General features: G+C 47.5%; 29 protein-coding genes. 26 read left to right on the top strand and 3 right to left on the bottom strand.

Going from position 1 to position 24,519, the window contains the following annotated elements; all coding sequences use genetic code 11:
• Window positions 1-14: 14 nt before the first annotated feature.
• The 3 genes from terL to I6F45_RS11670 all read right to left on the bottom strand — a co-directional run bounded on the left by terL (window position 15) and on the right by I6F45_RS11670 (window position 2,559).
• Window positions 15-1,613 (bottom strand): phage terminase large subunit, encoded by a 1,599-nt coding sequence (gene terL / locus I6F45_RS11680; RefSeq protein WP_197160585.1) that lies wholly within the window; start codon window positions 1,611-1,613, stop codon window positions 15-17.
• Between the two features lie 115 nt (window positions 1,614-1,728).
• Window positions 1,729-2,235, bottom strand: a complete 507-nt coding sequence (locus tag I6F45_RS11675; protein ID WP_165735037.1) for a hypothetical protein — start codon at window positions 2,233-2,235, stop codon at window positions 1,729-1,731.
• The gene (locus I6F45_RS11670; RefSeq protein ID WP_165735038.1) at window positions 2,236-2,559 is read right to left on the bottom strand and encodes a hypothetical protein; all 324 of its coding nucleotides are present in this window, start codon (window positions 2,557-2,559) and stop codon (window positions 2,236-2,238) included.
• A 287-nt stretch (window positions 2,560-2,846) separates the two neighbouring features.
• Between I6F45_RS11670 and I6F45_RS11665 the strand changes: the two genes are divergently transcribed.
• From I6F45_RS11665 to I6F45_RS11540, 26 genes are all read left to right on the top strand, one after another.
• Entirely contained in the window at window positions 2,847-4,319 is a 1,473-nt protein-coding gene (locus I6F45_RS11665) for a hypothetical protein (protein WP_197160578.1), read from the top strand.
• A 76-nt stretch (window positions 4,320-4,395) separates the two neighbouring features.
• Window positions 4,396-4,812 carry a hypothetical protein gene (locus I6F45_RS11660; RefSeq protein WP_197160576.1) on the top strand — a complete coding sequence of 139 codons (417 nt, stop codon included), beginning with the start codon at window positions 4,396-4,398 and terminating at the stop codon, window positions 4,810-4,812.
• 876 nt (window positions 4,813-5,688) lie between these two features.
• Window positions 5,689-5,946, top strand: a complete 258-nt coding sequence (locus tag I6F45_RS11655) for a hypothetical protein (RefSeq protein WP_197160574.1) — start codon at window positions 5,689-5,691, stop codon at window positions 5,944-5,946.
• A gap of 11 nt (window positions 5,947-5,957) precedes the next feature.
• Window positions 5,958-6,152: a hypothetical protein gene (locus tag I6F45_RS11650; protein ID WP_197160572.1), complete on the top strand. Its 195-nt coding sequence runs from the start codon at window positions 5,958-5,960 to the stop codon at window positions 6,150-6,152.
• 693 nt (window positions 6,153-6,845) lie between these two features.
• Window positions 6,846-7,454, top strand: coding sequence for a pentapeptide repeat-containing protein (locus I6F45_RS11645; protein ID WP_197160570.1), 609 nt, complete (start codon window positions 6,846-6,848; stop codon window positions 7,452-7,454).
• Window positions 7,451-7,852, top strand: coding sequence for a hypothetical protein (locus I6F45_RS11640; RefSeq protein WP_165735044.1), 402 nt, complete (start codon window positions 7,451-7,453; stop codon window positions 7,850-7,852). The genes I6F45_RS11645 and I6F45_RS11640 overlap by 4 nt, the downstream gene beginning before the upstream one ends.
• 241 nt (window positions 7,853-8,093) lie before the next feature.
• The gene (locus tag I6F45_RS11635) at window positions 8,094-8,615 is read left to right on the top strand and encodes a hypothetical protein (RefSeq protein ID WP_197160569.1); all 522 of its coding nucleotides are present in this window, start codon (window positions 8,094-8,096) and stop codon (window positions 8,613-8,615) included.
• Window positions 8,615-8,962, top strand: coding sequence for a hypothetical protein (locus I6F45_RS11630; RefSeq protein ID WP_197160568.1), 348 nt, complete (start codon window positions 8,615-8,617; stop codon window positions 8,960-8,962). Before I6F45_RS11635 ends, I6F45_RS11630 begins: the two co-directional genes overlap by 1 nt.
• Before the next feature lie 64 nt (window positions 8,963-9,026).
• The gene (locus I6F45_RS11625) at window positions 9,027-9,317 is read left to right on the top strand and encodes a hypothetical protein (protein WP_197160567.1); all 291 of its coding nucleotides are present in this window, start codon (window positions 9,027-9,029) and stop codon (window positions 9,315-9,317) included.
• A gap of 210 nt (window positions 9,318-9,527) precedes the next feature.
• On the top strand, window positions 9,528-10,037 hold the full coding sequence (locus I6F45_RS11620; protein WP_197160566.1) for a hypothetical protein: 510 nt from the start codon (window positions 9,528-9,530) through the stop codon (window positions 10,035-10,037).
• Window positions 10,030-12,108 (top strand): hypothetical protein, encoded by a 2,079-nt coding sequence (locus I6F45_RS11615; RefSeq protein ID WP_197160565.1) that lies wholly within the window; start codon window positions 10,030-10,032, stop codon window positions 12,106-12,108. The genes I6F45_RS11620 and I6F45_RS11615 overlap by 8 nt, the downstream gene beginning before the upstream one ends.
• A 71-nt stretch (window positions 12,109-12,179) precedes the next feature.
• Window positions 12,180-12,908 (top strand): hypothetical protein, encoded by a 729-nt coding sequence (locus I6F45_RS11610; RefSeq protein ID WP_197160564.1) that lies wholly within the window; start codon window positions 12,180-12,182, stop codon window positions 12,906-12,908.
• Between the two features lies 1 nt (window position 12,909).
• Entirely contained in the window at window positions 12,910-13,269 is a 360-nt protein-coding gene (locus I6F45_RS11605; RefSeq protein ID WP_165735051.1) for a hypothetical protein, read from the top strand.
• A gap of 2 nt (window positions 13,270-13,271) precedes the next feature.
• Window positions 13,272-13,670, top strand: coding sequence for a hypothetical protein (locus I6F45_RS11600; RefSeq protein ID WP_197160563.1), 399 nt, complete (start codon window positions 13,272-13,274; stop codon window positions 13,668-13,670).
• Between the two features lie 70 nt (window positions 13,671-13,740).
• Entirely contained in the window at window positions 13,741-14,634 is an 894-nt protein-coding gene (locus I6F45_RS11595) for a DUF932 domain-containing protein (RefSeq protein WP_197160561.1), read from the top strand.
• Between the two features lie 1,662 nt (window positions 14,635-16,296).
• On the top strand, window positions 16,297-17,571 hold the full coding sequence (locus I6F45_RS11590) for a primase-helicase family protein (RefSeq protein WP_197160559.1): 1,275 nt from the start codon (window positions 16,297-16,299) through the stop codon (window positions 17,569-17,571).
• Between the two features lie 277 nt (window positions 17,572-17,848).
• Window positions 17,849-18,811 carry a PD-(D/E)XK nuclease family protein gene (locus I6F45_RS11585; protein WP_197160558.1) on the top strand — a complete coding sequence of 321 codons (963 nt, stop codon included), beginning with the start codon at window positions 17,849-17,851 and terminating at the stop codon, window positions 18,809-18,811.
• Window positions 18,801-20,186 (top strand): SNF2-related protein, encoded by a 1,386-nt coding sequence (locus tag I6F45_RS11580; protein WP_197160557.1) that lies wholly within the window; start codon window positions 18,801-18,803, stop codon window positions 20,184-20,186. Before I6F45_RS11585 ends, I6F45_RS11580 begins: the two co-directional genes overlap by 11 nt.
• Before the next feature lie 26 nt (window positions 20,187-20,212).
• On the top strand, window positions 20,213-20,584 hold the full coding sequence (locus tag I6F45_RS11575; RefSeq protein WP_165735057.1) for a hypothetical protein: 372 nt from the start codon (window positions 20,213-20,215) through the stop codon (window positions 20,582-20,584).
• Window positions 20,585-21,010, top strand: a complete 426-nt coding sequence (locus tag I6F45_RS11570; RefSeq protein ID WP_197160556.1) for a hypothetical protein — start codon at window positions 20,585-20,587, stop codon at window positions 21,008-21,010. It abuts the gene before it with no gap.
• A gap of 191 nt (window positions 21,011-21,201) precedes the next feature.
• Window positions 21,202-21,918, top strand: a complete 717-nt coding sequence (locus I6F45_RS11565; protein ID WP_197160555.1) for a hypothetical protein — start codon at window positions 21,202-21,204, stop codon at window positions 21,916-21,918.
• Between the two features lie 235 nt (window positions 21,919-22,153).
• A complete protein-coding gene (locus I6F45_RS11560) occupies window positions 22,154-22,702 on the top strand; it encodes a 3'-5' exonuclease (protein ID WP_197160554.1) in 549 nt (182 codons plus the stop codon).
• Window positions 22,702-23,157: a hypothetical protein gene (locus I6F45_RS11555; RefSeq protein WP_165735061.1), complete on the top strand. Its 456-nt coding sequence runs from the start codon at window positions 22,702-22,704 to the stop codon at window positions 23,155-23,157. Before I6F45_RS11560 ends, I6F45_RS11555 begins: the two co-directional genes overlap by 1 nt.
• A 41-nt stretch (window positions 23,158-23,198) precedes the next feature.
• A complete protein-coding gene (locus I6F45_RS11550) occupies window positions 23,199-23,891 on the top strand; it encodes an XRE family transcriptional regulator (protein WP_197160553.1) in 693 nt (230 codons plus the stop codon).
• A gap of 27 nt (window positions 23,892-23,918) precedes the next feature.
• Window positions 23,919-24,323 (top strand): DUF3310 domain-containing protein, encoded by a 405-nt coding sequence (locus I6F45_RS11545; protein WP_197160551.1) that lies wholly within the window; start codon window positions 23,919-23,921, stop codon window positions 24,321-24,323.
• Between the two features lie 6 nt (window positions 24,324-24,329).
• Window positions 24,330-24,512: an excisionase gene (locus I6F45_RS11540; RefSeq protein WP_165735064.1), complete on the top strand. Its 183-nt coding sequence runs from the start codon at window positions 24,330-24,332 to the stop codon at window positions 24,510-24,512.
• The last annotated feature ends 7 nt before the right edge of the window (window positions 24,513-24,519 follow it).

The raw sequence follows: 24,519 nt of genomic DNA, 5'->3' as shown, positions 1-24,519 counted from the left end.
TTAACAACAAACCACTAAGCCGCCATACCGCTTTTACTTTTGGATTTAGTGCCCCCACCGTACTTCCTAAGCTTGTCTTTAAACGACTCCTTAGACTTAACTTTCTTCTCGTTACGGATACCAAATAACATGATCATCTGACCAATCCATGCCAGCGCATCCACTTGGTCATCGTTAGCCCCAAGTGGGAACTTAAGCATTTCGTTTTGCAGTGAAGACATCCAAGGTGTCGAGTCAACGGTAGGAAAGTAAAATTTTCCCTGCTCCATACGACCCTGCAACGGCCTAGCACGTGTGCCCTTATCTGCGCCGCGTGTTCTAAGCTTCTCGTAACGTAAGCTTATGCCCCGCTCCTGCTCGGCTTTTTGTATGAACGGTTCAAGCGTTAGCTCAATCTGCCCCGTTTCAATGCCAAACAATTCAGGGTTATATTTCGTCTGAATCTCGAACATTCGGTCAATGATACCCAACGAGTTCCATCGGCCACGTACGAGGTCTACAAGCCAAATGTTTTGCTTTCTGTCGATGCCAACGACTGAGAACACACTGTAATCGGCGGTCTGCTTAGTAGATATTGCCAAATCAGCCGCAGCATAAAGCCGCATCTCATTAAGCGGTGGCATTTCTCCCGGCTTATAATATCTGAACATATCTCGCGTGAAGAAATCACCATCGTCTGATACGGGTTTCTGTTGGTACAGCGCTTCCCAATCTCGGGGGATCATGGCACGTTTGATACGACGAAGAGAGGGTAACGGATAACGCGCCTCATGCAGTGCTTCACCCTTTTTGCGGTACTTCTCGTCCTGCGTTGCAATGGCTGGGTATTCCACCAAGTCCCACTTGTCCACATCGTCAGGTACAGCTTCGCCTTTTTCCGCAGCCTCCTGTTTAGCTTCATCAAATATGTTGAGTAACCAGCCTGCTAAATCATCATCGTGCCAGCGAGTCTGGATGATAAGAACACCCCCTCCTGGTGCAAGACGCGTGTAGAATGCAGACGAGTACCAATCTTTCACGTTCTGGCGTGTCTTATCCGATTCGGCTTCTTCACGGTTTTTAACGGGATCATCAATAATGCCCAAGTGAGCCCCACGACCCGTAATAGGGCCACCAACACCCGCCGCAGTAAAACTACCGCCATCAGTTGTCGCCCACTTTTTAACGCTCTTGGAATCAGCAGATAGCCGCGTTTTAAATGCCGCTTTGAACTTATCACTGTCTAATAAGTCACGACACTTACGACTGAAATCTTCGGCTAAGTCACCCGCATACGAACAGATGATTACCTCATGTGTTGGGTTACGGCCTAAGTACCAACTGGGGAAAGTCTTTGAGCCAATCTCACTTTTACCGTGTCGTGGTGGCATGGTAATCATCAAACGTGGCGACAACCCGTTTTCAATATCTTTAGCAAACTTTTCAAGGCGAACACATATATCGGCATGTACCCACCCCGGAACATATGTATCATTGTGACGCTTGATAAAGGGTAAAAGGCGGCGGCGAACAAGCTCACGTTCTGCAAGCTCTTTCTTGGCTTCCAGTTCTGCGTTAAAGGCCTCTACTTCTTCCTCATTGACACGTTGGAACTCATGTTCGATACGTTGCACTGATTCTTTGTTAGATGGCCTTACGAACGTTCCTAGGTGCTTAGCGCATGGTAAGCAGTGTTTGTCGTCATACATTTCAAAGTGAGCAACGGTACGCAAACACTCATGGCAATGCTTATTCTGCATCGCCAACCTCCACATATTCGTCAGGGCTTAGCTGTATGTCCTGCCCTGCAAGTTTGAGTAGCTGTTCGTCATCCATGTTTTCCATTTGCCCACGGTTCGTGACATTGATTTCAACACGGTCAGGTGTGGCTAGGCCATGCAGTTTCACAAGCGAATCGACTGCGCGTATTTCTTCCATAGCCGTTGCCGACTTAGCGTGTGCCTCAAGGTAGAGTGCCGTTGCATCATCCCGAGTGAACTCAAGCGCACCAGCCTGTACAGCCACTTGGCGCTGCATTTCCCGCATGTATGAAATAGCTAATGTAATGTCTTCGCGCTGTGCCATTTCTGCCACTGCTCTAGCGGGGTATCGAAAGCCAGCCGCCCGCGCTGCCGCAGAGGGATTAATCCCCTGCGTGCGTCTTTGAACATAGGTTTCTTCTTGTGCTGTTAAGCGGCCAATGCCCAATGAGGCATAACTCCCGCTCAGTGTTTGTAGTGACAAATCAGCAATCATTTATTCACTCCAAACAAGCGTAGTCTCACCAACAGCAGTCCATTGGGTCGGGTCAACTATGAACGGTTCGCGAACATGGATACGCACAGTGTTGTAGTCCACCCCACCCATGCGGCACTCACCGACATACACAACATTGGGGGCTTTGGTTAGCCCTAATGCATCAATTGCTATGCCCGCAAACATGCCGAGAGGAATGATGAGTTTGTATTCTTTTGGGTTGCTTCGCAGGGTAACAGTAGCCTCAGATTCGATGCTTCGAGCCATGTTCAATGTTTCTTTGGCGGTATTACGTAGCGACTCAACAAGGGCGTTTTTTATCATTTTTATTAGCCTCACTGTTATGTTGGTTCAATAGTAACACTGTTAAACCTTCTCGCGAAAAAATATAAAAAAATATAGGGAATTAGCGGTATACAGACGGGGTGCGGGGGTTAATTGAAAAGCGACTTTTTCCGCATTTCTCACAACATTGGTTGGTTGATGCATTGTATGTGTCTCTGCATAGGAGGCGCGGTCGGTTCGGATCGGGTTTGGTTCGAGTCAATCAGCAATCGGGGCAATGAACCTACTTAGGAGTCCCTAATCAATCAATACATAAGGTACATATCATGAAACAGAACTTAATACTTAGCGCAGACAGCAAAGACTTTAAAATCAATGGCGAAGCAGCATTACGCTTATCATCAGCAGACTTCACTAAAGCCGTTGTTCAAACGATTGACGAGCTATCAACAGTATATGGACACCGAACGAACTACATAGTACGTGGTGTTGCATGGGCAATGAAGGGCGAACTCAACAAGCGCGGTCGTCAAGCAGACAATGCAGTGACAGCCAGTGTTGCATACGCCATCACTACCAAGGACGCAGAGAAGCTTAGCAAGCTATCAGATGTGGTTGAGAAGGTGTCGTTGTGGATAGAGGCCATGTTCATACAGTATGAAGCACATGCTCAAGACTTATCGACTCTTGGTGACTATGCAGTCGAGTTCCACCCATTCCAACGACGCATTGAAGCAACATTCCAGCTCAACAATGAGATAGACGATGGCGCAGAGTTTGACCAGTTCGAGTACGATTACGCAGATGATGATGAAGACGATGAAGCAGCCGCATGGATTGAGGAACACGGGCTTGCAACACAGATGAAACAGAGCGAGCTACGCACCCCAAAGGTCAATGTGGCGCAAGCGATGGATTCAGAGCCAAAAGCAGTATTTGAGGACGTATCACGCACTGAATGGGTAGAGGACAGAGTTCACCGCTCACCCGCTGAATGGGTAGAGAACGCTCAGTATGGCGCATGGGGTGGCATCAAGGCCTTAGTAAGCAAAGCAACACAACATGTGCATTATCCACTCGTACTTGAAACAGTCGGTGGTATGCCTGAAAAGCCACTGGCATTCGCTACTAAGTGTATGCGCAAACAGGTGGATATGACCAACAGAGTCGAACGCCTTGAGAGTCAGAAACAGTATGTGCTTGACCGCATATACAAGATGGACAACACGGCGGATGAAGCCCCAATAGCAGCAGTATCCAACGCAGTACGCGATGATGAGGTGGACGAGATAGACACCTCGATACGTGATGCAGTCAAGGTGCTTAACTTCTTGGACGAGTACACATCACAGTTCAACAATTGGCTTGAGCTAGTCAAACTAGACACACCAATACGTCGATACTCAACATACGTCGCATTTGATCCAGTTGAGATGATCATGAACCAGATGGTGAAGAAAGCAGGCTTTGAAGGACGTAGGCTAACAGCTCGCGACAACGCAAGGCTTGAAGCAGATGCACTCACAATGCTTGGCAACCCAACGACTATCGAATCGTTTGAGTTAGAAGACGCTGGCAACCTGAGATTATGGGGTATTCACTTCACAGAGGGTACGTTTGACGAGCTAAGAGACAAGGCCAAAGACGTTAGCAAGATACGAACAATTCAGTACAGACAAGCCGAGCTTGAGGCACGTGCCCACAAGTTAGCTAGAGTTCAGAAAGGTTCAGCAATGCGTAATAAAAAGCCAACTAGCCCGTTAGAGCTAGAGGACATCACAAATCAATTCCTTTTCTAAGAAAACTTAGATAAGAACTGAGGGCAAGGTGCACAAACACCCTGCCCTCGCACCAATATAAGAGAGAGGAATACTAATGTCAAACAACACGTTATCAATTGATTCATTATTCGATATGGACGACCTATTCGGAAGTGCCGCAGCATACGAGGCAACACTAGATGCCATAGAAACACCAACAGCAGAGAAGGTTCGCATACGTGCCTACAGCAGCGAATACTACACGTGGATAGGCCAGTGCATGCCTACACATGCTAAAAGCCCTAAGATCAACGCTGTGGATCAAATAGTCGCATCAGCAAAGGGCACAGCATGTAAACGGTGCAAAGCAACAGGCATATTCGCCCTAAATAACGGGACTGCTACCACATGCTACAAATGTGCAGGCAGTGGCACTATCACCGCCATTGACGAAGCGCGCACCGCTAAATATTGGGCACGTAAAAACAGTGGGCAAGCCATGAGCAAACATTACACAGATTATGTTCACTAGTACGTAGGCCAACAGTCAGGCAACACAAACAGACTGACAACCAAACACCAACAAGCAAGTAGATACCGGTGATCAAATCAACTTTCTAACTCCCATCCAACCGCCCAATGGCGCACAACTATGGTCACGAACTAGCCCCTAGCCTGCGAAGAAAGAGAATAAGATATGCGTCGAGAAGCGAGGATGCGAGGCGAGAAGCGAGGATTGTTAAAGGTTAAATGTTATGAGGTGTGTGTTATGTAACGTATGTCATTTAGCAGTTGTCAGTATGGCATGTAACAAGTGTCGTTTGTCTTGTGGATTCTACGGATAAGACGGTTTGGGTAGTTCGGGTAGAGCAACGTGGACAGAATGAGGTTCGTTCTGTTTGGAAAATGGGCGTTATGATTATATTTCGGGAGCTTAGATTTAGTTTACAGGCATTCCGCTTAACCTCAACGCTTAGTACGCTCAGTACAGCTCGCTACGCTTCTCCGTTCGTTCCTCTCTCCGCATGTCCTGCGTCCTGCGTCAAGGTAGACTCCACGACTGACACGAAAGTCCAAGCAATCACCCAAAACATTGCACAGAAGCCTTAGGCGTGGACGATGTTGAATTTGTTCTTACGGGGGAATTTGACGACAGAATTTAAGAGTTATTCCGAACGTCAGAGGTCACGCGGCCAACACCATGCGCCACCATCCACACAACACAAGCCACGCGCCCTAGACTGACTAACACGAACCACCATCCACGCAGCACAAGCCGAGCAACAACCAGCAACCAGCATCGCCGACCATCGCGCGCCAACTACCCAGCAACTCGCAACACAAACTAGCCAGCAACGGCATCAATCGCCCCGCAACACGGGCATTCAATACAAATCGGAGCAACACTATGACACCTATCAACGCCCTTCACCGCCGAGTACTTATCAACTACCCTTGGGCAACCGGCACCGAACTCCAACACCGAACCAGTACCCTCGCAACCATCGCAACGCACGTAGAGCAATGCCAAGATTACACACTGCGCGGCGACCGATGTAAGGCTGCCGCCCACTTCCAGAGTGCATTCAACCTAATGGCACAACAACGCCAACTCGACAGCTACTTTACAACAACTAACACGCAGCAAATGCAACTAGCAGCCTAGGACAATTAACCATGAGCCAACGCCAAACAGATATGATTTCCCGCGCCCGCAGCGCAAAGACCGCCGCATACCAACAGGCCGATGCCGCCAAAGATGCACTCGCCAAAGGACTCCCTGCGCGCGCCCAACATCACGCCGAACAAGCCAAACAACTAGCAGGGGAAGCCAAACGACTCCTATCCCGCAGCAATGCCCTTTACTGGTAACAATTAATACTCATCACCCCCCGACAGCACTCATTAAACGCTAAATGATAATCGGCAGAGTAATAAAAGATGAAAAACAATGGCTTACAGGGAGTAAGTTGTACTTATGGACGCTTGACGCAGATTGGATGGACAAATAATTCGGGACTTTTGGCGGTGGATGTGAGTCAGAAGTAGAGGGCATGTAAACACCAAAAGTGTCCACCTTTTTTCAACCCTGTCCACCTTTTCAAATTGGGTGACCAAGGGGGGTGGACAGCTACAGCCTATGACACATATGGTCTAGACCCATCTGTCCATGTTGTCCATGTTTTTCACCCACCTACAGAGTATAGACATTATATATAGTGTGTTACTACAACACAGAATATAAAACTTTTTCTCTCAGTCCTAGGTATCAAAAAGGTGGACAACATGGACAAGGTGGACAGACGGTTAATAAGTAAACTCTGTAATTATTCATCATCTGTAATATGGGGGTCTGGGGGGTTAGTAAGCACTTACTTACAAGCACAAAAAAAGTGTCCACATATTTTTCGCTAGGTGGACAGTCTAAAATAAAGGTGGACACATTGTACAAATAATAGGCTATTTATTTTAGTGGCTTACTATTTGATCAACATTCCACGAAAAGACGCTTTAACCGCTCATTGACGAGCAACCAGTATAAAACCATAACTTTCGGAGATTATTATGGAACAACAAACACAACAAATCAAATCAACATCTGACACTATGCGACGAGTTGAGCATGGCACAGATTTCACGGACGTTACGACGAACAAAGCACAGAGCGACGACTACGCAAGTGCGGTCTTCATAGACTGTAACTTCGAGGGTATGCGATTAGTCTGCGCCAATCTGCGGGACTCAACGTTCATAAACTGTAACATGCGCGACACTGACCTAACGCTAGTGAATGCCTCGAACACCACGTTCCGCGACACAGACCTAGAGGGAGCCGACCTATCGCAAGCCATACTATGCGCGGCCTCACTAGAGCGCACGAAATTCACACCCGCCAACATTAAAGGGGCTGACCTGCGAGGCGCAACACTACCAGAGGGCATCATCGTAGCGGACTTCACCCTGTCACGCGCTGAACCACTCACCGCCCTATTATCGGCCAATACGCTGCAAATCAACAACGAAACCGCTGACTTAAATGTGTGGGACGCAATGATTGATGAGCATCCTAACGCAGACTATCGCAACCGAGTACGCTCACTGTTAGTCATGTGCCACGCATTACGCGCCAAAGAACGCGCGCCACGTAGCGTAGACCTTGAGGTGGCCGCATGAGAGCTGCCCCATTCCACCGACAACGTGGCTATCAACAACCGTACTTTGATGTGGGTCAGTACAAATTCCACATACACGACGCAACACTGAATGGCGCGGGCGACCCAGCGATTAACATGCAGGTGACAGAATCATTTGATGGCAGACGAGTTGGCGTGTACTACTTCCGCAACTTCCACCTGACTGCAGCCACTACGCCGAAATCAAAAGCTTTGTGGGAACGCAAACTGGATATGTTACTTGGGGCGCTAGGCATTAAAGAGATGCACGACCTTAAAGAACTAGTCGGACGCACTGTTGTTGTTGAGTTCACCAAGTCGGGGCTTGAACCGTTACCTAACTTTTTAGCACCTGATAAAGCAATCCCGCTGTATAAAGCTGAGCTGTTAGCAGCTTAACTCAATTCAACTTTAACAGTAACACTGTTGACATAGGTTAGTAGCGCTTATACTATGCCGCAACTTTCAGGGGAGCAAACCAATGTCACCACCTAGAAGACGCACACATTCTTACCGAAGACGCGCCGAGCAAAGACTAACGCGTGTCCTTTTCCTTTGCATCGCAGTAGTAGTAACCCTACTAAGCACCGCAGTAGCATTCGCTACAAATCACTAATTATCATTATAAATGAGAGCATCCATGAAAAACTTAACAGCAAATGTAGCATACGCAGCCGTACTCAAAAAAGTAATTGAAACGCACATGACTGAACCACAGTACGCAATAGGCTTGCCGCTTTACGTGCCTGTCATCACAGGTTTAATGGACACAGCTCCTTCACAAACTGACCGAGCGCAGATGTTCGGGGCAGCCGCAACAGCGTTCCTATCTGAGTCAACACCCGCACTTAAGAGCTTTAACCCTGAAACAGTTGATGTGCACATGGAGCAAATCTTTGTTGAGATGCAAAGTATCCTTGACCAAGTACGCGCAAAGGTTACCGGCTCAAAAGATATGCACGACCTTATTAAGAGTAACCGCCAAACTAACTACGTTAGCGACAACGGCGAACAGGCCGAGACCGAAGACAACGACAAAAGCAATGGAACAAGCATCCTAGACCAGCTACTCAGTGCCCTAAGTGCCGATGGTTGTGGCGAATGTGAAGGCTGTAAACGCCGCGCAGCACTGAAAGAAGAGCAAGAAAAAGGAGCTGCATAATGCCTTACGCTGACCAGAACCTTGAGATAACAAACGAAGTAGCCAACTTAAGCGCCCAGATACCTAGTACAGAGCGCTTAGCCGACCATCTTACACCTATCATCATCAACGCAGCACCGACTCCAGCTGATGCACTTAGTGACCTTGCAACGCATTACCTTACATTGGTTCACATGCTCAGCGTTGCACACGATGACATTGATAAGCGCGAACCACACTACATTGTGCTTGAAGTGAATGGCCTTGTGGAAGAGGCACTTACCAGTGTCAAAGAACAGCTAATGTTGAACCCAGACTTCGCATTAACAGTGACTAACGAAGCGGAACGCCTGCGCGAACTTGCTTAAACGAATTATGCGGGTACTCCAAGTGGGGTGTCCCGCCACCAAACGGATAACGGAGTACCCAACCATGTTCGGTAACAAAGAACAACAAACCCAAATTGAACAACTTAGCTCGAAAGTAATTAACCTTGAAACCATGTTACGCGCTGCCACTCGCGACTCAATCAAAGCACACGATCGGATAGACCAGGCGAACCTTAGAACCGCCAACATTGAGCATTATACCGGTATGCGCTCACACAGCTTTGAGAATGGCGGACGCATGTGGAACTACATGCAGATGCACCGAGATATAGCGAACAGCAAGCGCCCTCAATCACTTTTTGTGAACAAGAGCCGCGTAGCACAAGCAGCATAACCAACGGAATGCACTAGTAGCATTCCTACCCTCTTTGCAACAACACAGGTAACTAACATGAAAAAATTAAAGCTAGGTCTACGCCTAAACTCTTACAACCGTCGCAAGATAGCGGTTGCCGTTGTTAGCGCGCAGATTGGTGGACGCATTGAACAGCTAAACCGTGAACTGTCAGACCTTGGCAAAGAAGTTTATACATCACTATTCGATATGTATGGCCTAGGCAATTTATGTGCTGATGGTGAAGACGTAACGACCATTATGGAAGGAACACTGCCAGTAGCACCGCACATCACTGTGACGAGTCCTGACCGTGCCGACATAATGAACCTTGAATTTGGTGCAGAGCGCCCTATCCCCTATGCCTACCAGATTGGCAATGTTAACGACACATTGTTCGCAGACTTACCGATGATGGAAGAACGCATAATGGGATTATTCCCCAAGTGCGCGCTTGTTAAGAAACAGGCCGATGACATTGAACACAAAATCACTGTCTATCTTGAAGGTCATAAGACGCTTCGCACTGTGATAGAAGAAACGCCGGGCATGGCTGACATTATTCCTGACGAGTATTGCGAAGAACAGAAAGAAGGTAAGTCACTCGACAGCATTCTAATGGGCGAACCAGAACCAGAAGCTGAGACCGAAGAACAGGACGAGTCACCTTCATTAGAAGAAGCACTTGAAGAACAAGACGAGGACACAGAGGTTGAGTAGCCTCTTTGACTCAAAAGACAACTTAGCAATTACAGTTATCAAGCGCGCATTCGACCTAGATATTATTGTCTTCCTAGATTGGGAGACATTCTACAAGTCTAAAGCGAACAATGGCTCTAAGTCATACAGCCTTAAATCACTAACCTACCCTGATTACATACTGGGCGACCGATTTGAAGAAACAGGCCTAGGCGTAACGATTGACCTAAATGATGAAATTGTTTACGGGCACGGACAATACTTCTACCAACAACAAATGGCAAAGATTAAAAAGGCACGTGCTGGGGGTTTACGCGTTGGCCTAGTCGCACATAACACCGTATTCGATGGCGCTATCTGTAATTGGGTGCATGGCCTTAAGTTCGACTTCTATTTCGATACTATGCTAATGCGTAAATATTTAGCGGCACATAAGCCTGCATCATTAGGCGCGTGTGCTAAAGACGAATGGCCTGATGACCCTGCGCTACGTAAAGGCAGCGATTTAGCACAAGTTGATGGGATCAAATACGACTACATTAGCACGTCGGAACACGTGTCATTGGCGAAGTATTGTCGTCAAGACGTTAACCTTATGCGCCGTTTATTCTTGGCTTACATACCCCGCATTGGTTTAGGCGAAAGCACTGAGCTACGTGCCATGCACATAACATTACGCGCCGCTATTGAGCCACAGTTCGACATTCGACACGACTTACTTGAGGAAGTAATCGTTGAAGAAGACGAGCTTGATGGGATAGCAGCGGTTGCCGCCATACAGTTTTGCATAGACAACGATGTTGAGGGCATATCGCCGAAAACGTTTAGCTCTAACCCCCAGTACGAGGCGTTGTTAAGACAGTTTAAATTACGTGTCCCTAAGAAAATATCGAAGACTACGGGCGAGTTATCCCCTGCCCTTGGCAAAGGCGACCCTGAGTACATTCGTTTGCAGATAGATAACCCTGAGTACGCGGTGCTATACAAAGCCCGTGCGCGCTTGAAGTCTACTATCGGCAAGACGCGCGCAGTCCGCATGATTGGGGTGTCTTCAACCTTCCGTTTACGTGGATTTGGTGACGCATGTATGCCGTTCTTCCTGAACTACTATGGCGCGGGGCAAACAGGCCGTTGGTCGGGTGGACAGAAGTTGAACCAGCAGAACAACACGCGTGGCGGTAAGCATCGCCTGTCAATGCTTGCACCTGATGGTCACTACATTGGCGTATGCGATTTATCGAACATTGAGCTACGAGTGAACATGTGGTTCTGCGGTCAGACTGACGTTTTAGAAAAGATGTCATCTACTGACCAACTAAGCGAAAAAGACCCTGAAAAATACGACTACTACTGTGACCTTGCGGGCGGCATATTCGGTCGCAAGATAACGAAAGCAGAAGATAAGAACGAGCGTCAGATGGGTAAGGCTGCGGGCTTAGGCCTAGGCTTCGCAATGGGTTGGTTCGGTTTCCAGCAGTACCTTGCGAGTGGCCCGATGGGCATGGAACCTATGTTCAAAGACGATGCATTCTGCCGTGGGGTTAAGAACTCGTACGACACGAAGCACTACGCAGTTAAGGCGATGTGGCACTTCATAGCGAATACGGTAATGCCTGTAATCGTTAACGGTGGCGAGCTTCGGTTTGGTCCTAACGAGTCATACGTGGCGCACAAAGACAAGATTGTTCTGCCCTCTGGCCGAGTATTGCAATACAGCAACGCGCGCTACAAAGGTGAGGAAACTCGCGGCGGTGTGTCGATTAAAGTTGTATTCGATTCGGACAAGTACGACCGCTGGGGCAACCCTGTCCTTAAATATCTATGGCATGGCCTGCTTATCGAGAACATAGCGCAAGCAACAGCGCGTGACATTCTTGCCGAGCAGATAGTGAACGTTGACGCAGAGCTTGAGGTTAAGCAATTAGGCTGGGTAATGGGCAGCGTACACGATGAAATATTGGCTGCATTACGTGACAGTGAAGCAGATGAAGGGTTCAAGATTATGGCCGACCACATGGCTATTGCGCCAGCGTGGGCAACTGGCCTGCCACTCGCGAACGAAGGTGGTTTCGCCAGAGAATATTCTAAGTAACAACTCATGCATGACCAAGGGTAGCGGCCACCAAGCTCTGCCCTTTTTCCAACCATTAAAGAGATATGACAATGACAGTACAAGCAATAGCAGACAGCGCAACAGCAATCCTTGAGAACATCGTAGCGGTCGCTAACGAGAACAACGAGACAGTGGATCAACTCAACGAAGCCATCGACCAGATTGAAGAACTTCACGCCCAAGTCGCAGATATGCAGGCTGTCATTAACGCCAAGAACGTAACGCTGAACAAGCAAAGTACGGTTATCGACAAGGCCATTGAGCATAAGTCGATTGATAGTGGAGAAATTAAGAAAGTACGCGCTGAGCTTAAGTTGCTCCAGCAGTTAGACCCTAAGCGTCTTGAGAAGGTTAATAAGACTCAAAAGGCCAAGATTACAGAGCTTAAAACTGACATTGAAGCCGCGCGTAAGTTAAAGGTTGAGGCCATGAAGAACGCCTCTGACCTAGGCCGTAGAATGAAAGCCGAAGGTTTCGCACCATTCTACCAAGACCCTAAAACGGGCAACAGCATTCGTGTAATACCTAATATGTTCGTTAACAAGGACAACGGTTTTGGCGGCGTAGCTCACACCCCTGTTCTTGAGTTCCATCACCGAGAACGTGGCATCACACGCCAAGGCATCCTAACGTCAACGGGCGATATTAACTGGGCAATGGCTCAGAACTCATCACCGACTGAACTCGATTCACAAATAGCGAAAGACCACATTATCGAATATTGCCAGCGTAACAAGGTGGCGACTAAATTCATCAAAGAAATCAAAAAGGCAGCATAAAATGGCTAAGGCAAACAACTTCGCATCAGCAAAACAAACGGTAGTGCTACTTGTGCTACCTGACACTGAACCTAAGGTACTTAAAGACGATGACGACAACGTTATGGTCTTTGGTAATTTAAAGAAAGCACAGAAGCACGTAGCGAACAATATCGAAGGTGAGTTTTACCCTTTTATTGAATACGCAAATGATGAACCGGTGCAAGGCGCAGGCGACCGCCAAGAAACGAATAACCGCCGCTGTCTACGATGCAATGGGTTCCTACGCCCCAGCTACCGACAAACTAAGTCTGTTATGCCAGATGGCTCAGAAATGGCCGTTACTGAACTGGATTGTCCGAAATGTGACTTAGGGGAATAACCATGGGCGACACACACACAGGTTTATATTTTTCAGCCACAACCCCTAATGGTATGGCATTCCAAGCACAACCCGACCCGACTGGATATGACGGTTTCAAAGACGATGTGACCGAGGGCTCTTTAATCGAAGCATGTGGGCTAATACCGACGTTAATGATCGACGGAGATGGGGCTAACACGTTCCGCCAGAACATCGACATGAACTACAAATTTGGGCATGAGTGGGGCACGACCGCCATCATTAATGGTGACTTGATGTACCAGTACCCCGAAGACGAACCACTGCCCCCTTTGATGCTCATTGAGAATCTTCAAACGGGAGAGCAAGGGTTAATTTACTCCCATGGACTCGTTGCCGTAACCGATGGCGGGAGCTGGATAACAACCAAACTAGATTAACCAACGAATAACCTGAAGGACGCATTAGCGTCCTTTTTCATTAAAGAACACAAGTACACAAGGATTTAAGATGAGCGCAGTATTGAAGTTCCCAACAAAACCCGCCGTATTGAACTTAAACGCAGCCCGTTTCGCGGCCGCTGGAACACACGCCGATGCTGGCCTGTTCTTCCCTGTTGAATGCCGCCCGCTATCAGATTTAACGAGTATGCCCGACCGTAAGCTGCAAGCAGTGGTTCGCAAGGACACGAACACCGTGCTGGCCGTACATGGTCAACGCTACACACTGATTAAGAACGAGGATGTTTACGACCGAGTAGATGCGGCCATTCGCGAATCAGATGCACTGGACACCAACGGTATGCGAATTGTTGATTCAATCGCCTATGAGGGTGGCCGAGCAATACGTTCGTACATATTCCCAGAACACAAAATAAGTATAGGCCGTGGTCGCCGCGACGTAACGAACCTGCGCCTCAACGTGATTAATAGCTACGACGGGTCAACGAACCTACGCATCAATATGGGCGGTTATCGCATTGTGTGTGCTAACGGAATGGTCGTGGGCACAGACGTATCAAACTATGTCGCGCGTCACACATCAGGATTCAACGTAGACGAAGTGAAAGCACGTGTCGCCGCGTCTGTTGAGAACTTCGTACGAATGGGCGATAAATGGCGCATGTGGTCTAAAGAGCCTTGTACGGACGAAAAAGCAGTTGCATTAGTATCCGAATTTGCACGTGGTTCAGCAGCAATGAGAACAAAGCTTTTCGATATTTGGTTAGAGGAAAGCAAGAACCTTGGCAAGACCATGTGGGCGTTCTTTAATGCGCTAACCTACTGGTCTACACACGCTGAGATTAAAGCCGCAAGCGCACCAAACGCAGCAGCCATAATACTTGAGCGCGAGTCACGTGTTTCAAGATTCCTAAGCACACCTACATTAGAACTTGCTGCCTAAAGGGGATGAACTTTAACAGTGTTACTGTTAAGCTGCGCGACTCAGTCACTACTAAAACAAAAATAATATGCCCGATTTCATAGACAGATCGGTTGAGCAGCAAGCGCTCGTGCTTGAGGCTCAACTAGCCAACGCAAAGGCGAAAGCCCCGCGTCTAACACCTAAAGAAGCCTGCCATAACTGTGACGAACCTTTGGTGCACGAACCGCATCGTTTGTTCTGTGACAAGGACTGCGCAGACGATTACGCAAAATACCCAAGGGAGGCATAAAGACCATGAAGTTAAACTTTGTTTCAGCGCACAGCAAAATAGGACCGATGCGTAAAACCATTGGTCTAGCAGATGGCAGCTCACGCTCATACCCGCTTGCTGCAAAACTGACCTCGTATGAAGCAGAGATTGACGTAACCGAAGTAGGCCTTGAAGGATACCGCGCGTTATTAGTTGAGAATGCCAAGTACGGTCGAGCGCTTTACAAAGGCCTATTTGTTCGCCCCCTAGCGCATGAGTCGCGACGAAATATGACTGACCCTGACGCACGCACCGAGTTCCTGGTGCTAGACGTTGACGGGTTACGAATTGAGGGTGAACTTAAAAAGCACTACCGACCAGCAGACGTTAGAAACGTAGCCGAGTCCGTGATTGAAATGTTACCTGACGCATTACATGACGTTTCGTACATGGCAATGGCCTCAAGCTCGTTTGGGTTAAACCAAGATGAAGTATCGGTTCACATTCACTTCTTACTTGAAAACCCTGTATCACACCGCGCATTGAAGGAATGGTTGACCTCACTTAACTATTCACAAATCGAGATACATAGCCGACTAAAGCTGACGAAAACCAAGACACGTTTAAAGAGTGTCATTGACCCCTGCCTAGCAGAACCAGCCCGTTTAATTTACATTGCGCCGCCGAGTTTTGGACCCAAGCGTCAGAACCCTTTCGCCAATGATGACGAGCGATTCGTGATAGTTGAGAAGGACAGAAAGTTACTTAATCTAGACCCACTATTGGAGAGTATTCATGACCGTATGGACGCAATCATTAGTATACGTGACGCTAAGATTAAGGAACTACAGCAGGAAGCTGGCATTGTCCGACACAAGCCTAAGTTTACGCGGATCAACGTTGACGGCCACCCCGTTAATGTAATGTCTAACCCGCCTAGCGTTCGCATGGAATTTGCGTACGAAGATGACGAGTTTGTACGTTACAACGTGGGTGGAAGTAAGAACAACGCGTATTGGATAGCGAGGTCGAACCCAGAGGTAGTGCGATGTTTCGTACCAGACGAGCCAACATTCTTATTCAAGAGTGCTGACCCTGAGGCCTATGCAAAGCATTTAGAAAAGTACGGCGAAGCTTACGAAGAAGTCAAAGACGAGGACGGCATTGTACGTAAAGTGCAGCGCAGCATGTTCATTGACCAGACAACGGATGCTTACGTAACGATGGAATACGACCGCGATCATGATGAAATCGTGGAAGTTAACGAGCGACGCAACTCACAGGTAGCGGAAGAATGGCTAAAGCATTACGGCCAGTTAGTCCCTGACCCTGTACCAGCGGCGCACATCATACTCGACCCTAACCGAATGGAAACCAAGTTCGCCATTGGGGATAAGGACTACATAAACCGATTTAAGCCTTCAATTTACATGAGGGATACAAGCGAGCATGTTTACCCTGAAACACTAACGTATGGCAATGCGTGGATGCTTTCACTTGAATGCCCTGTCATCAGCGAAATCATATTAAATATGTTGGGCGATGATATGGATTGTTTCGAGCATTTCATTAACTGGCTGGCGTTCATCATGCAAAAGCGTGACAAAACACAGACCGCATGGCTTGTTCACGGGACAGAGGGTACGGGTAAAGGCCTGTTATTCAAGGCGGTTTTACGCCCACTAATAGGCCAACAATATGTAGCGCAGAATACGTTACAAGGTATTGCAGACGACCAATTTAACGGTTGGATGGAAGACGTAATGTTGTTGATGGTCGACGAGTTCAATATGCGGGGCACCTCAAGCCTTACTAAAGCGGCCTCTTTGCTGAAAACGCGTATCACCGAACCCACAATGATGATTCGTAAGATGCAGCAACAACAGCGCGAAGTTGTGCAACGACTTAACTTTATATTCGCAACGAACGACCTTGATGCTATGCCCGTAACGGACAAACGTCGTTACAACATTGCGCCAAGACAGATGCGCGAACTCGAAGCAAGACTCGGCTACGTTAAGAGCCACCGCGAGAGTACAGATACATTAATTCAGGGTGAGCTTGCCAAGTTTGCCACCTACCTACGTTCATTCACTGTAGACACACACCAATCGGGTTCAATTATTATGAACCAAGCACGTGTTGAGACACAGAAAGCAGGCATGAGTGCATCGGACAGCTTCTTTGCAGCACTACGCGACGGCGATTTCAGTGTATTCATCGGCATTTTAGATAAGTCAGCCGCGAACCTTGAACCTAGGGAGTTTGCCCAGCTAACACGCGTTAAGACGTTCCTAACCGCGAACCTTGAACATGTAAACACGGGCAAAACTTGTTACCTGTTACCCGAAGACCTACGGATGCTTTACAGCTACTTAGCGGGCAAAGAAATATCAGAAAACGCCCTATCGCGAATGTTAGCAACACATGACGTTAACGAGAGGAAACGCAAGTCTAGGCCTGTAGGTTCGCCTAAGTCGCTACCCTCAAGACCACGCTGCATCGGTGTGTGTTGGGCTTACGATGATAAAGAAATACTGGAAGCCATACGAGAAGCGAACTGCGTTGTTCCGAGCAATGTAGCGTCAATTGACCCCAACAAAAGAACCAGTGAAGACTTTGATAGAGCGATGGCCGAAGCACAGGCCGAACTTGAGTCCTCAGCTGAACCCGATATATACACAAACAAAGGCTACGACCTATGAACCCCATTCTATACACATCAAAAACGTGTCCAACCAGCAGCGATTTTAAATTATATGCAGAAGTCCTTGGCGTAAAATTAACGACCAAGGACATTGATAACGAGAACCCACACAACGTAACCCATACGCCTTGTGTCAGCTACAAAGACGAATTGCATGTTGGGCTAGACAGTTGCACCGCATTCATCAGACGTGAGTTTAAGGCCAAGAGATAATGGACTTTTCAGCGAAGTTAAAAGCCAAAGCGGCGGAAACAGGCCAGAAAATGATTCAGGGCGTGAGCGAGAAACCGCCCGAAGCTGTCAAAACAGATAGCAAGAAAGGCCTAGCCGATGTGCTGGGCGCACGTGCTAAAGAATCAAAACAAAAAAGCATTGTGGCCGCAGCACCAAAGGGCAATGCCAAAAAAGCAGGAGACTTAAATGCTTTATCGAATGCACTTAAACAAGCAAAGAAAACCCGAGAAGACGAACGCGGAACAATGGTCACAGACTTCCCAACCGCAGCAGTCAGAGCATGGTCATTCTCAACGCTCAAGAAATTCGAAAACTGCCAATGGGCTGTAAAGCTAGGCAAAGTTGACAAGATACGTACCGAGTCAGGCGAAGGTGCGAAACGCGGGTCGGTTATTCATGATGGCTGTGAAGAATGGGTTCGGGGCACGATAGTTGAACTCCCTGCCGATGGCCGTACGAAGTTCGATGCATTCTCAAGTGACTTCACAGCATTACGTGAAGACTTCCGCGCTGGCAAAGTAACGATGGAAGACAATTGGGGCATACGCCAAGATTGGTCGCCTTGTGAATGGGACGACGACGAATTATGGGGTCGAGCCAAGCTTGATGCCTTTGTTACCGAGAACGAACATTCGTGTCGCATCATAGATTATAAGACAGGCCAGAAGTTCGGCAACGAAATGAAACACGCTGACCAAGGCCTAAGCTACGCGCTACATGCGATGTATCGTTTCCCAGAGTTAGACACGTTCATGGTTGAGTTTTGGTACATAGATGACGGCTCGAAGATGATACGAACGTTTAACCGCCGCCAGCTACAGATGCTAATCCTTCGCTACCATAACCGTGCTAAGAAGCTTACAACGACTAAAGATTTCATCCCATCAGCTAACGCGCACACGTGTCGTTTCTGTGAGTACGGCACTAACACTAACCGTGAGGGTAAAGCATACGGCAATGGCGCATGTGGCTTTGACCATTATCGAGGTTTAAATGCTGCATAGTAAAGTTAAACCGGTGTTTGAACCCTTCGCCCACCAAGAGACGTTCGCGAATCTTTGGGGGCGTGAAGAACGCGTGTTGAACTTTGATGGTTGCGGGACGGGCAAAACGCTCGCCTGCATCCACGCAGTTAAGACATACTGGCCTGAGGCTAGAGTGCTTGTGTTAGCGCCCCTATCAATATTAACACCCGCTTGGGGCAAGGACTTACGTTTCGGCTGGCCTGAAACCACCTACGCAATTGCGGCAGGAGCAGCGGCCAAGAAGCGCAAAGCCATTACAGGCGATGCGCAATGGGTCGTTACTAATCACGATACCGTTAAGATGATTGACCAAGAAAATTTGGCGAGCAACTTTGACGTACTAATCGTAGACGAAGGTGATGCGTTTCGTAACCGAACATCAATGCGTTCTAAGGCTATAAACCGCATAGCCGCTGACATAGACAAAATGGCGCTGATGACAGGCACACCCTCCCCTAACACCATACTGGATATGTGGCACTTAGCTTTTCTTATCGACCGTGGCGAACGACTCGGGAAGAACTTCTTCGGATTTAGGCAACAGGTATGTGATCCAAAAGCCATTCTTGGTGCGCCAGCAGGGGCAATGAAATGGGAAGACAAGGACGGTGCAGCCGACCATGTAACCCTCATGCTTTCTGATATTACCTCACGTGTCGCATTGAACGATGTGCAAGAGTTGCCAGAGACAATCTACCGCGAAGTGCCCGTTGAATTACCCCCTAAACTACGCCGCGACTATGAGTTCCTTAAGCGCGAATCGGTACTGGCCTTGGAGACAGGACAGATGCTTAACGCTGTTCACGCGGGCTCAAGAATGCAGAAATTGCTACAGACGCTTTCGGGTGGTGTTTACAACGAAGATGGATCAGTGGTTAACGTACACAAAGAACGTTACGAACTGGTACTCGACTTAGTAGAAGAAACAGACCATGCGCTTGTTGCATTCAACTGGACGCATCAACGCGATGGCCTAGTAGCAGAGGCGACTAAGCGCAAGCTTAAGTTCGCTGTTATAGATGGGGGTACACCGCTCCTTGAACGTAACAGAATTGTTTATCAATTTCAGCAAGGCAACTTGCAAGTGATATTCGCACACCCGCAGTCAGCGGGACACGGCCTAACTCTAACGGTAGCAAACCGCGTTATTTGGGCGAGTCCAACCTATCGCGCCGACCTGTACGAGCAGTTTAACCACCGTATCGTAAGAACAGGCCAGCAGCGCAAAACAGAGATTATTCATATCGCTGCCGAGAATACCGTAGAGGAAACCGTTTACGAAAAGATGCTCGATAAGCAGATGAATATGATTGACCTTTTAAACACTATTGCAGGCCTGTCGCAAGCAGCCTAACAACTAATCATTATAGAGAGAACATTATGAGAAAAGCACCTTTAAACGCATTCGCAATTACAGCAGCAGACTTCGACCTTGATAGCTTCAACGAAGCAGTTAAAGACGTACGTAACACTCGCAAACAGGTTGTTGACTTCGGCAGCGACTTTGAAGATACCCGCGTCAGATTAGAAGAAGCACAAGCAGGGCTTAAAGCCGCGATGGCGGTTCTTGACCTTGATGAAATTACGAAGATTACGACTGAGTGCAAACGATTAAAGGCCAAGCTTGAGACGACACCTGTCACTAAGATTCAGGCGTTTGACGAAGCTATGGACAAACTTTCAATATTCTTCGAGTCAGGCTGTCGCGCCGTGAACCTTGAGGAATTACCAGCAGAAAAAAAGGCCGCATAAATGTCAGCAGCAAAGAAATTACCAGAAGTAGACTTCACCGCAATGGAGGTCTACGACCTACCCGACCGTAAACATGTGGTGTCAGAGCTATTCCGTGTACGAAAAGAGATTGCACTAATAGAAGCCAACCAACTTAAGTCACTGAAAGAGCGTAAGGCCGATTTAGAAAACTATCTTAAGGCAACGTTAGAGGTAGGCGAGAAAATCGCTTACGTTGGCATAGGATCAATATCTATGGCCGAAGAATCACAACCATCTGTTCATGATTGGGATGCACTGTACGAATACATCAAAGAAAATGATGCGTTTTACTTCCTACAGCGCAAGCTAAATGCCGCACCATTCCGTGAATTATTAAGCATGGGGGACGACCTTGTGGGCGTGTCAGAAGTCAAAATCCGCAAATTATCAGTACGTAAAAATTAATTAGCGCTACTGTTGACTTGAGTTAACAGTAACACTACTATGGCGACCTCAACCCGTTCTCTCTATGTGACTTGTTGTGGTTGCTTGCTAGCCCCCGTCTTCTTAGTCAGTTGTCGGGGGCTTATTGATCCTAACCGATCCAAACCAGACTCATAACTAATAATCCAACAACGAATATAGGAATACATATCATGGCTAAGAAAAAAACAGAAGTAGCAGAAGTAGAAGTAAAAGACGAGAAATTTGCTGGCGTAGCGACAATCGAAGACCGTAGCTCATACGTGGGTCGTGGCTCAGAGAATGTAACCGCATCAGATTTAGCAATCCCTCGTTTAAAGCTACTACAAATGATCAATCCAGAAGTAGAACCAGGAAACCCTAAACAAGTTGATGGCGCTCAAGCTGGTATGATTATGAACAGCGTTACAGAAGAACTTCACACCTCGTTATTCCTAATCAACCTTAGCTTCACACGTAAAATCGTTGTATGGCGTAAGCGTAAGTTAGGCGGCGGTATGGTTGGTTCTTATGAATCGCAACAAGAAGCGCTAGACGCTTTAGCCGAACAAGGCCTTGCTGAAAAAGACCATGATATTTCGGAGAACCCTACTCACTTGGTACTTGTACTAGATGATGAAGGTAGCCCGAAGTCAATCGCACTACTTGATATGCCGGGTGTTAAAGCCAAAAAGTCTCGCATTTGGAACACACTAATCGCAGACGAAGAAAAACAAGGCAACCCACGTTTCGGTTGCGTATGGCAGCTTGGCGTTATTTCTGAGTCTAATAGCTCAGGTAACTTTTTCAACATTGACGTATCACTTATCGCTCATGCTCCCGATGAGTTATACGAACAAGCTGTTGATATGTTTAACGCCATGTTTGCACCGCGCAGCGAAGCGGCATAACAAAGCCCCACCACTTTAGGGCTTTTGCCGACCTACTAATACTAGGTCGGTTTTTTTGTGCCCACAAAAGGGTCTTTTGTAATTATTGTATACAACTTGATCACTGCAACCTGTTACGGCATGAACGTGCAGTTAACAGTTACATTTAAGTTATTTTAAACTTTCAATTGTCTTTACAATAACTTACCGTGAAGACGCGAATTTGAGCAATCATTCTAAATTAGAGGGATCACATATGATTCAGGATTACATGACAGATATAGAATCAATGGGTACTAACGCGAACGATGCAATTATATCTATCGGCCTTGTCCCTATGGACATTGAAAAACGAGAAATCAGTAAAGGCTTTTATATTAAGATTAGTCTTAAAAGTTGCCAAAAAGCAGGCTTCAACATTAACGCAGAAACCGTAATGTGGTGGCTACAGCAAGACCAAGCGGCACGTGACGAGTTTAAAGGCAACTACGCACACGCTGATATTAAAGATGCACTAAAAGCTATGTCAGCCTTCATACGCGAGACCGCACAGGTAGATGACATATCTGATATTAAGATTTGGGGCAATGGCGCAGCAATGGATAACGTACTGCTAGCCGCTGCATTCGACCGATGTGAAGTAACACGACCTTGGACACATTTAGGTGACCGCTGTTACCGCACACTCAAGAACCTCACACCAAGCGTAGAACGTGTAGAACCAACCATTGCACACCACGCATTATATGACGCAGAAGCTCAAGCCCTTACACTCTTCAAGCGACTAGATAAACTAGGCCTCTAATGATTGAATCGCAGTATACGGCGAATGTAGGGAAGCGTCTGCCGTCTGACAAAATGCGATCATGGAAGGTCAATGACAACTTCGCGGGGGGCGTTCCCGATGCATTTTACCGCCACCTCGAAGGAGTTCGCCCACTATGGGCTGAATACAAGTTTATTAAAAGTTTACCAAAGCGCCCTACTACTATAATCAAGCCTGCATTGTCAGAGCAGCAGCGATTATGGTTGATAGAGGCCGAAGCCGCGAATGAACTAGCGGTCGTAATTATTGGATGCGAGTCCATAAAGCATAAGCGTCAAGTATGCGGCGTTGTACTGACTGACCCCAACGAGTGGGATAACGGCATATCCGCCGAGCAGTTCGCAACGCGCGCTAAGTCACTAAACTACGACGCTTTAGCAGCATTTATTTTTGAAACCGCTGCTACAGGAGAACTAGCTACGGCTCTATTGTAACGTCAATAGACAGGCTGGATGCCGCCTGTACAGTGGTGTTCATGGGTTATCAGACGTTAGTGAAGCGTTTGACAGATAGCAGTGTTACTGTTACATTACCCCATAAGCAAGCAACCACAACGGGTAACATAATGGAATACAGTGACGACGTACTACAAAAAGTACAACTAGCGTGGTCTGCCCATCGAGATACTGAATCGCTTAGCCAAGCTAAAGCGGCTCAAGCAATGGGCATGAACCAATCAGCTTTCAGTCAATATCTGAGGGGCGCGATACCACTGAACACCGACTTCTTATCGAAGTTTACAGCCTTTACAGGCACAAAATTGTCAGACTTTGGCGCAGAGGTTACAGCAGTTCCTTCCCGCCCTCTAAGAGTTTTGCGAACGTTGTCGGGTGCTAAGCCCACTGTAAACTCTATATTAGTCGAAACCATACTGGAAAACGAAGCCTCATATTTAGTTGAAGTTGACTACAACGACTTTATGTTGCCGAAAGGTTCAATGTTACTAGTTAACCCTAAAGGCACAATACGCCACGGCGACAGAGTCGTTTATATTCGCAGAGGCAATGTGCATACAGTGTTTGGTACGATATCGGAAACCGAAGAAGGCTGGGAGATTCTAGAACAACTTTGGCAAGGTGGCAGACGCTACCTAGTAGACCCGAAAGATGACGTGTTTCGCGTTATGTCGGTCTACTTTCCTCTTACAAAGGGGTCAAGGTTTAGATAATGTGGGATAACCCCCACAGGACTTAAGATGCCCAACACTAAACAAGAAGATGACACAATAGAACGAGCGCCACACTACAATACTCGCAAAGTAGAGGCGATCAACTTCATAAGGCATATGGATTTTGCAACGGGTAACGCGTTTAAGTATGTGTGGAGACACGGCCTTAAAGACGCGACCACTTTAGAAAAAGGCAAACGTAACTATTACATACGTGATGCCCTTGTTCACCGCCCTGCACTCATGGGCATAGATGAAGCAGCATTTCTGACACGCTTGGTATCAACCGTAGCAGACGAGTTAGAAGTGCCCGAGTTTGAGTTATTAGTGTCCCTTATTTGGGCTGCATCTGGCGATTACGATATGCTAATCGCCCGCGCAAAACAGTTACAGCTATTTCCCGTTTCTGTCGAACGACTGATTATAGGGTAAAGCGATATGGCGATCAGTATTGAGTGGGTAACACTTAACGCTATGGCTAAGGTGACGGGTTACACCGTTGCCGCACTTCGTAGCAAGATTAAGCGCGGACAATTGTTTGAGGAAAAGCACTGGCGTAGAGCGCAGGATGGCCGTCTTCTCATACATGTTGGAAATTTTAACGAATGGCTTAAGCAGTAACACTACT

It is taken from the genome of Pseudoalteromonas sp. SWYJZ19, assembly GCF_015864375.1.
GTDB lineage: Bacteria > Pseudomonadota > Gammaproteobacteria > Enterobacterales > Alteromonadaceae > Pseudoalteromonas > Pseudoalteromonas arctica.
This window is presented reverse-complemented; position numbering and strand designations above follow the sequence as displayed.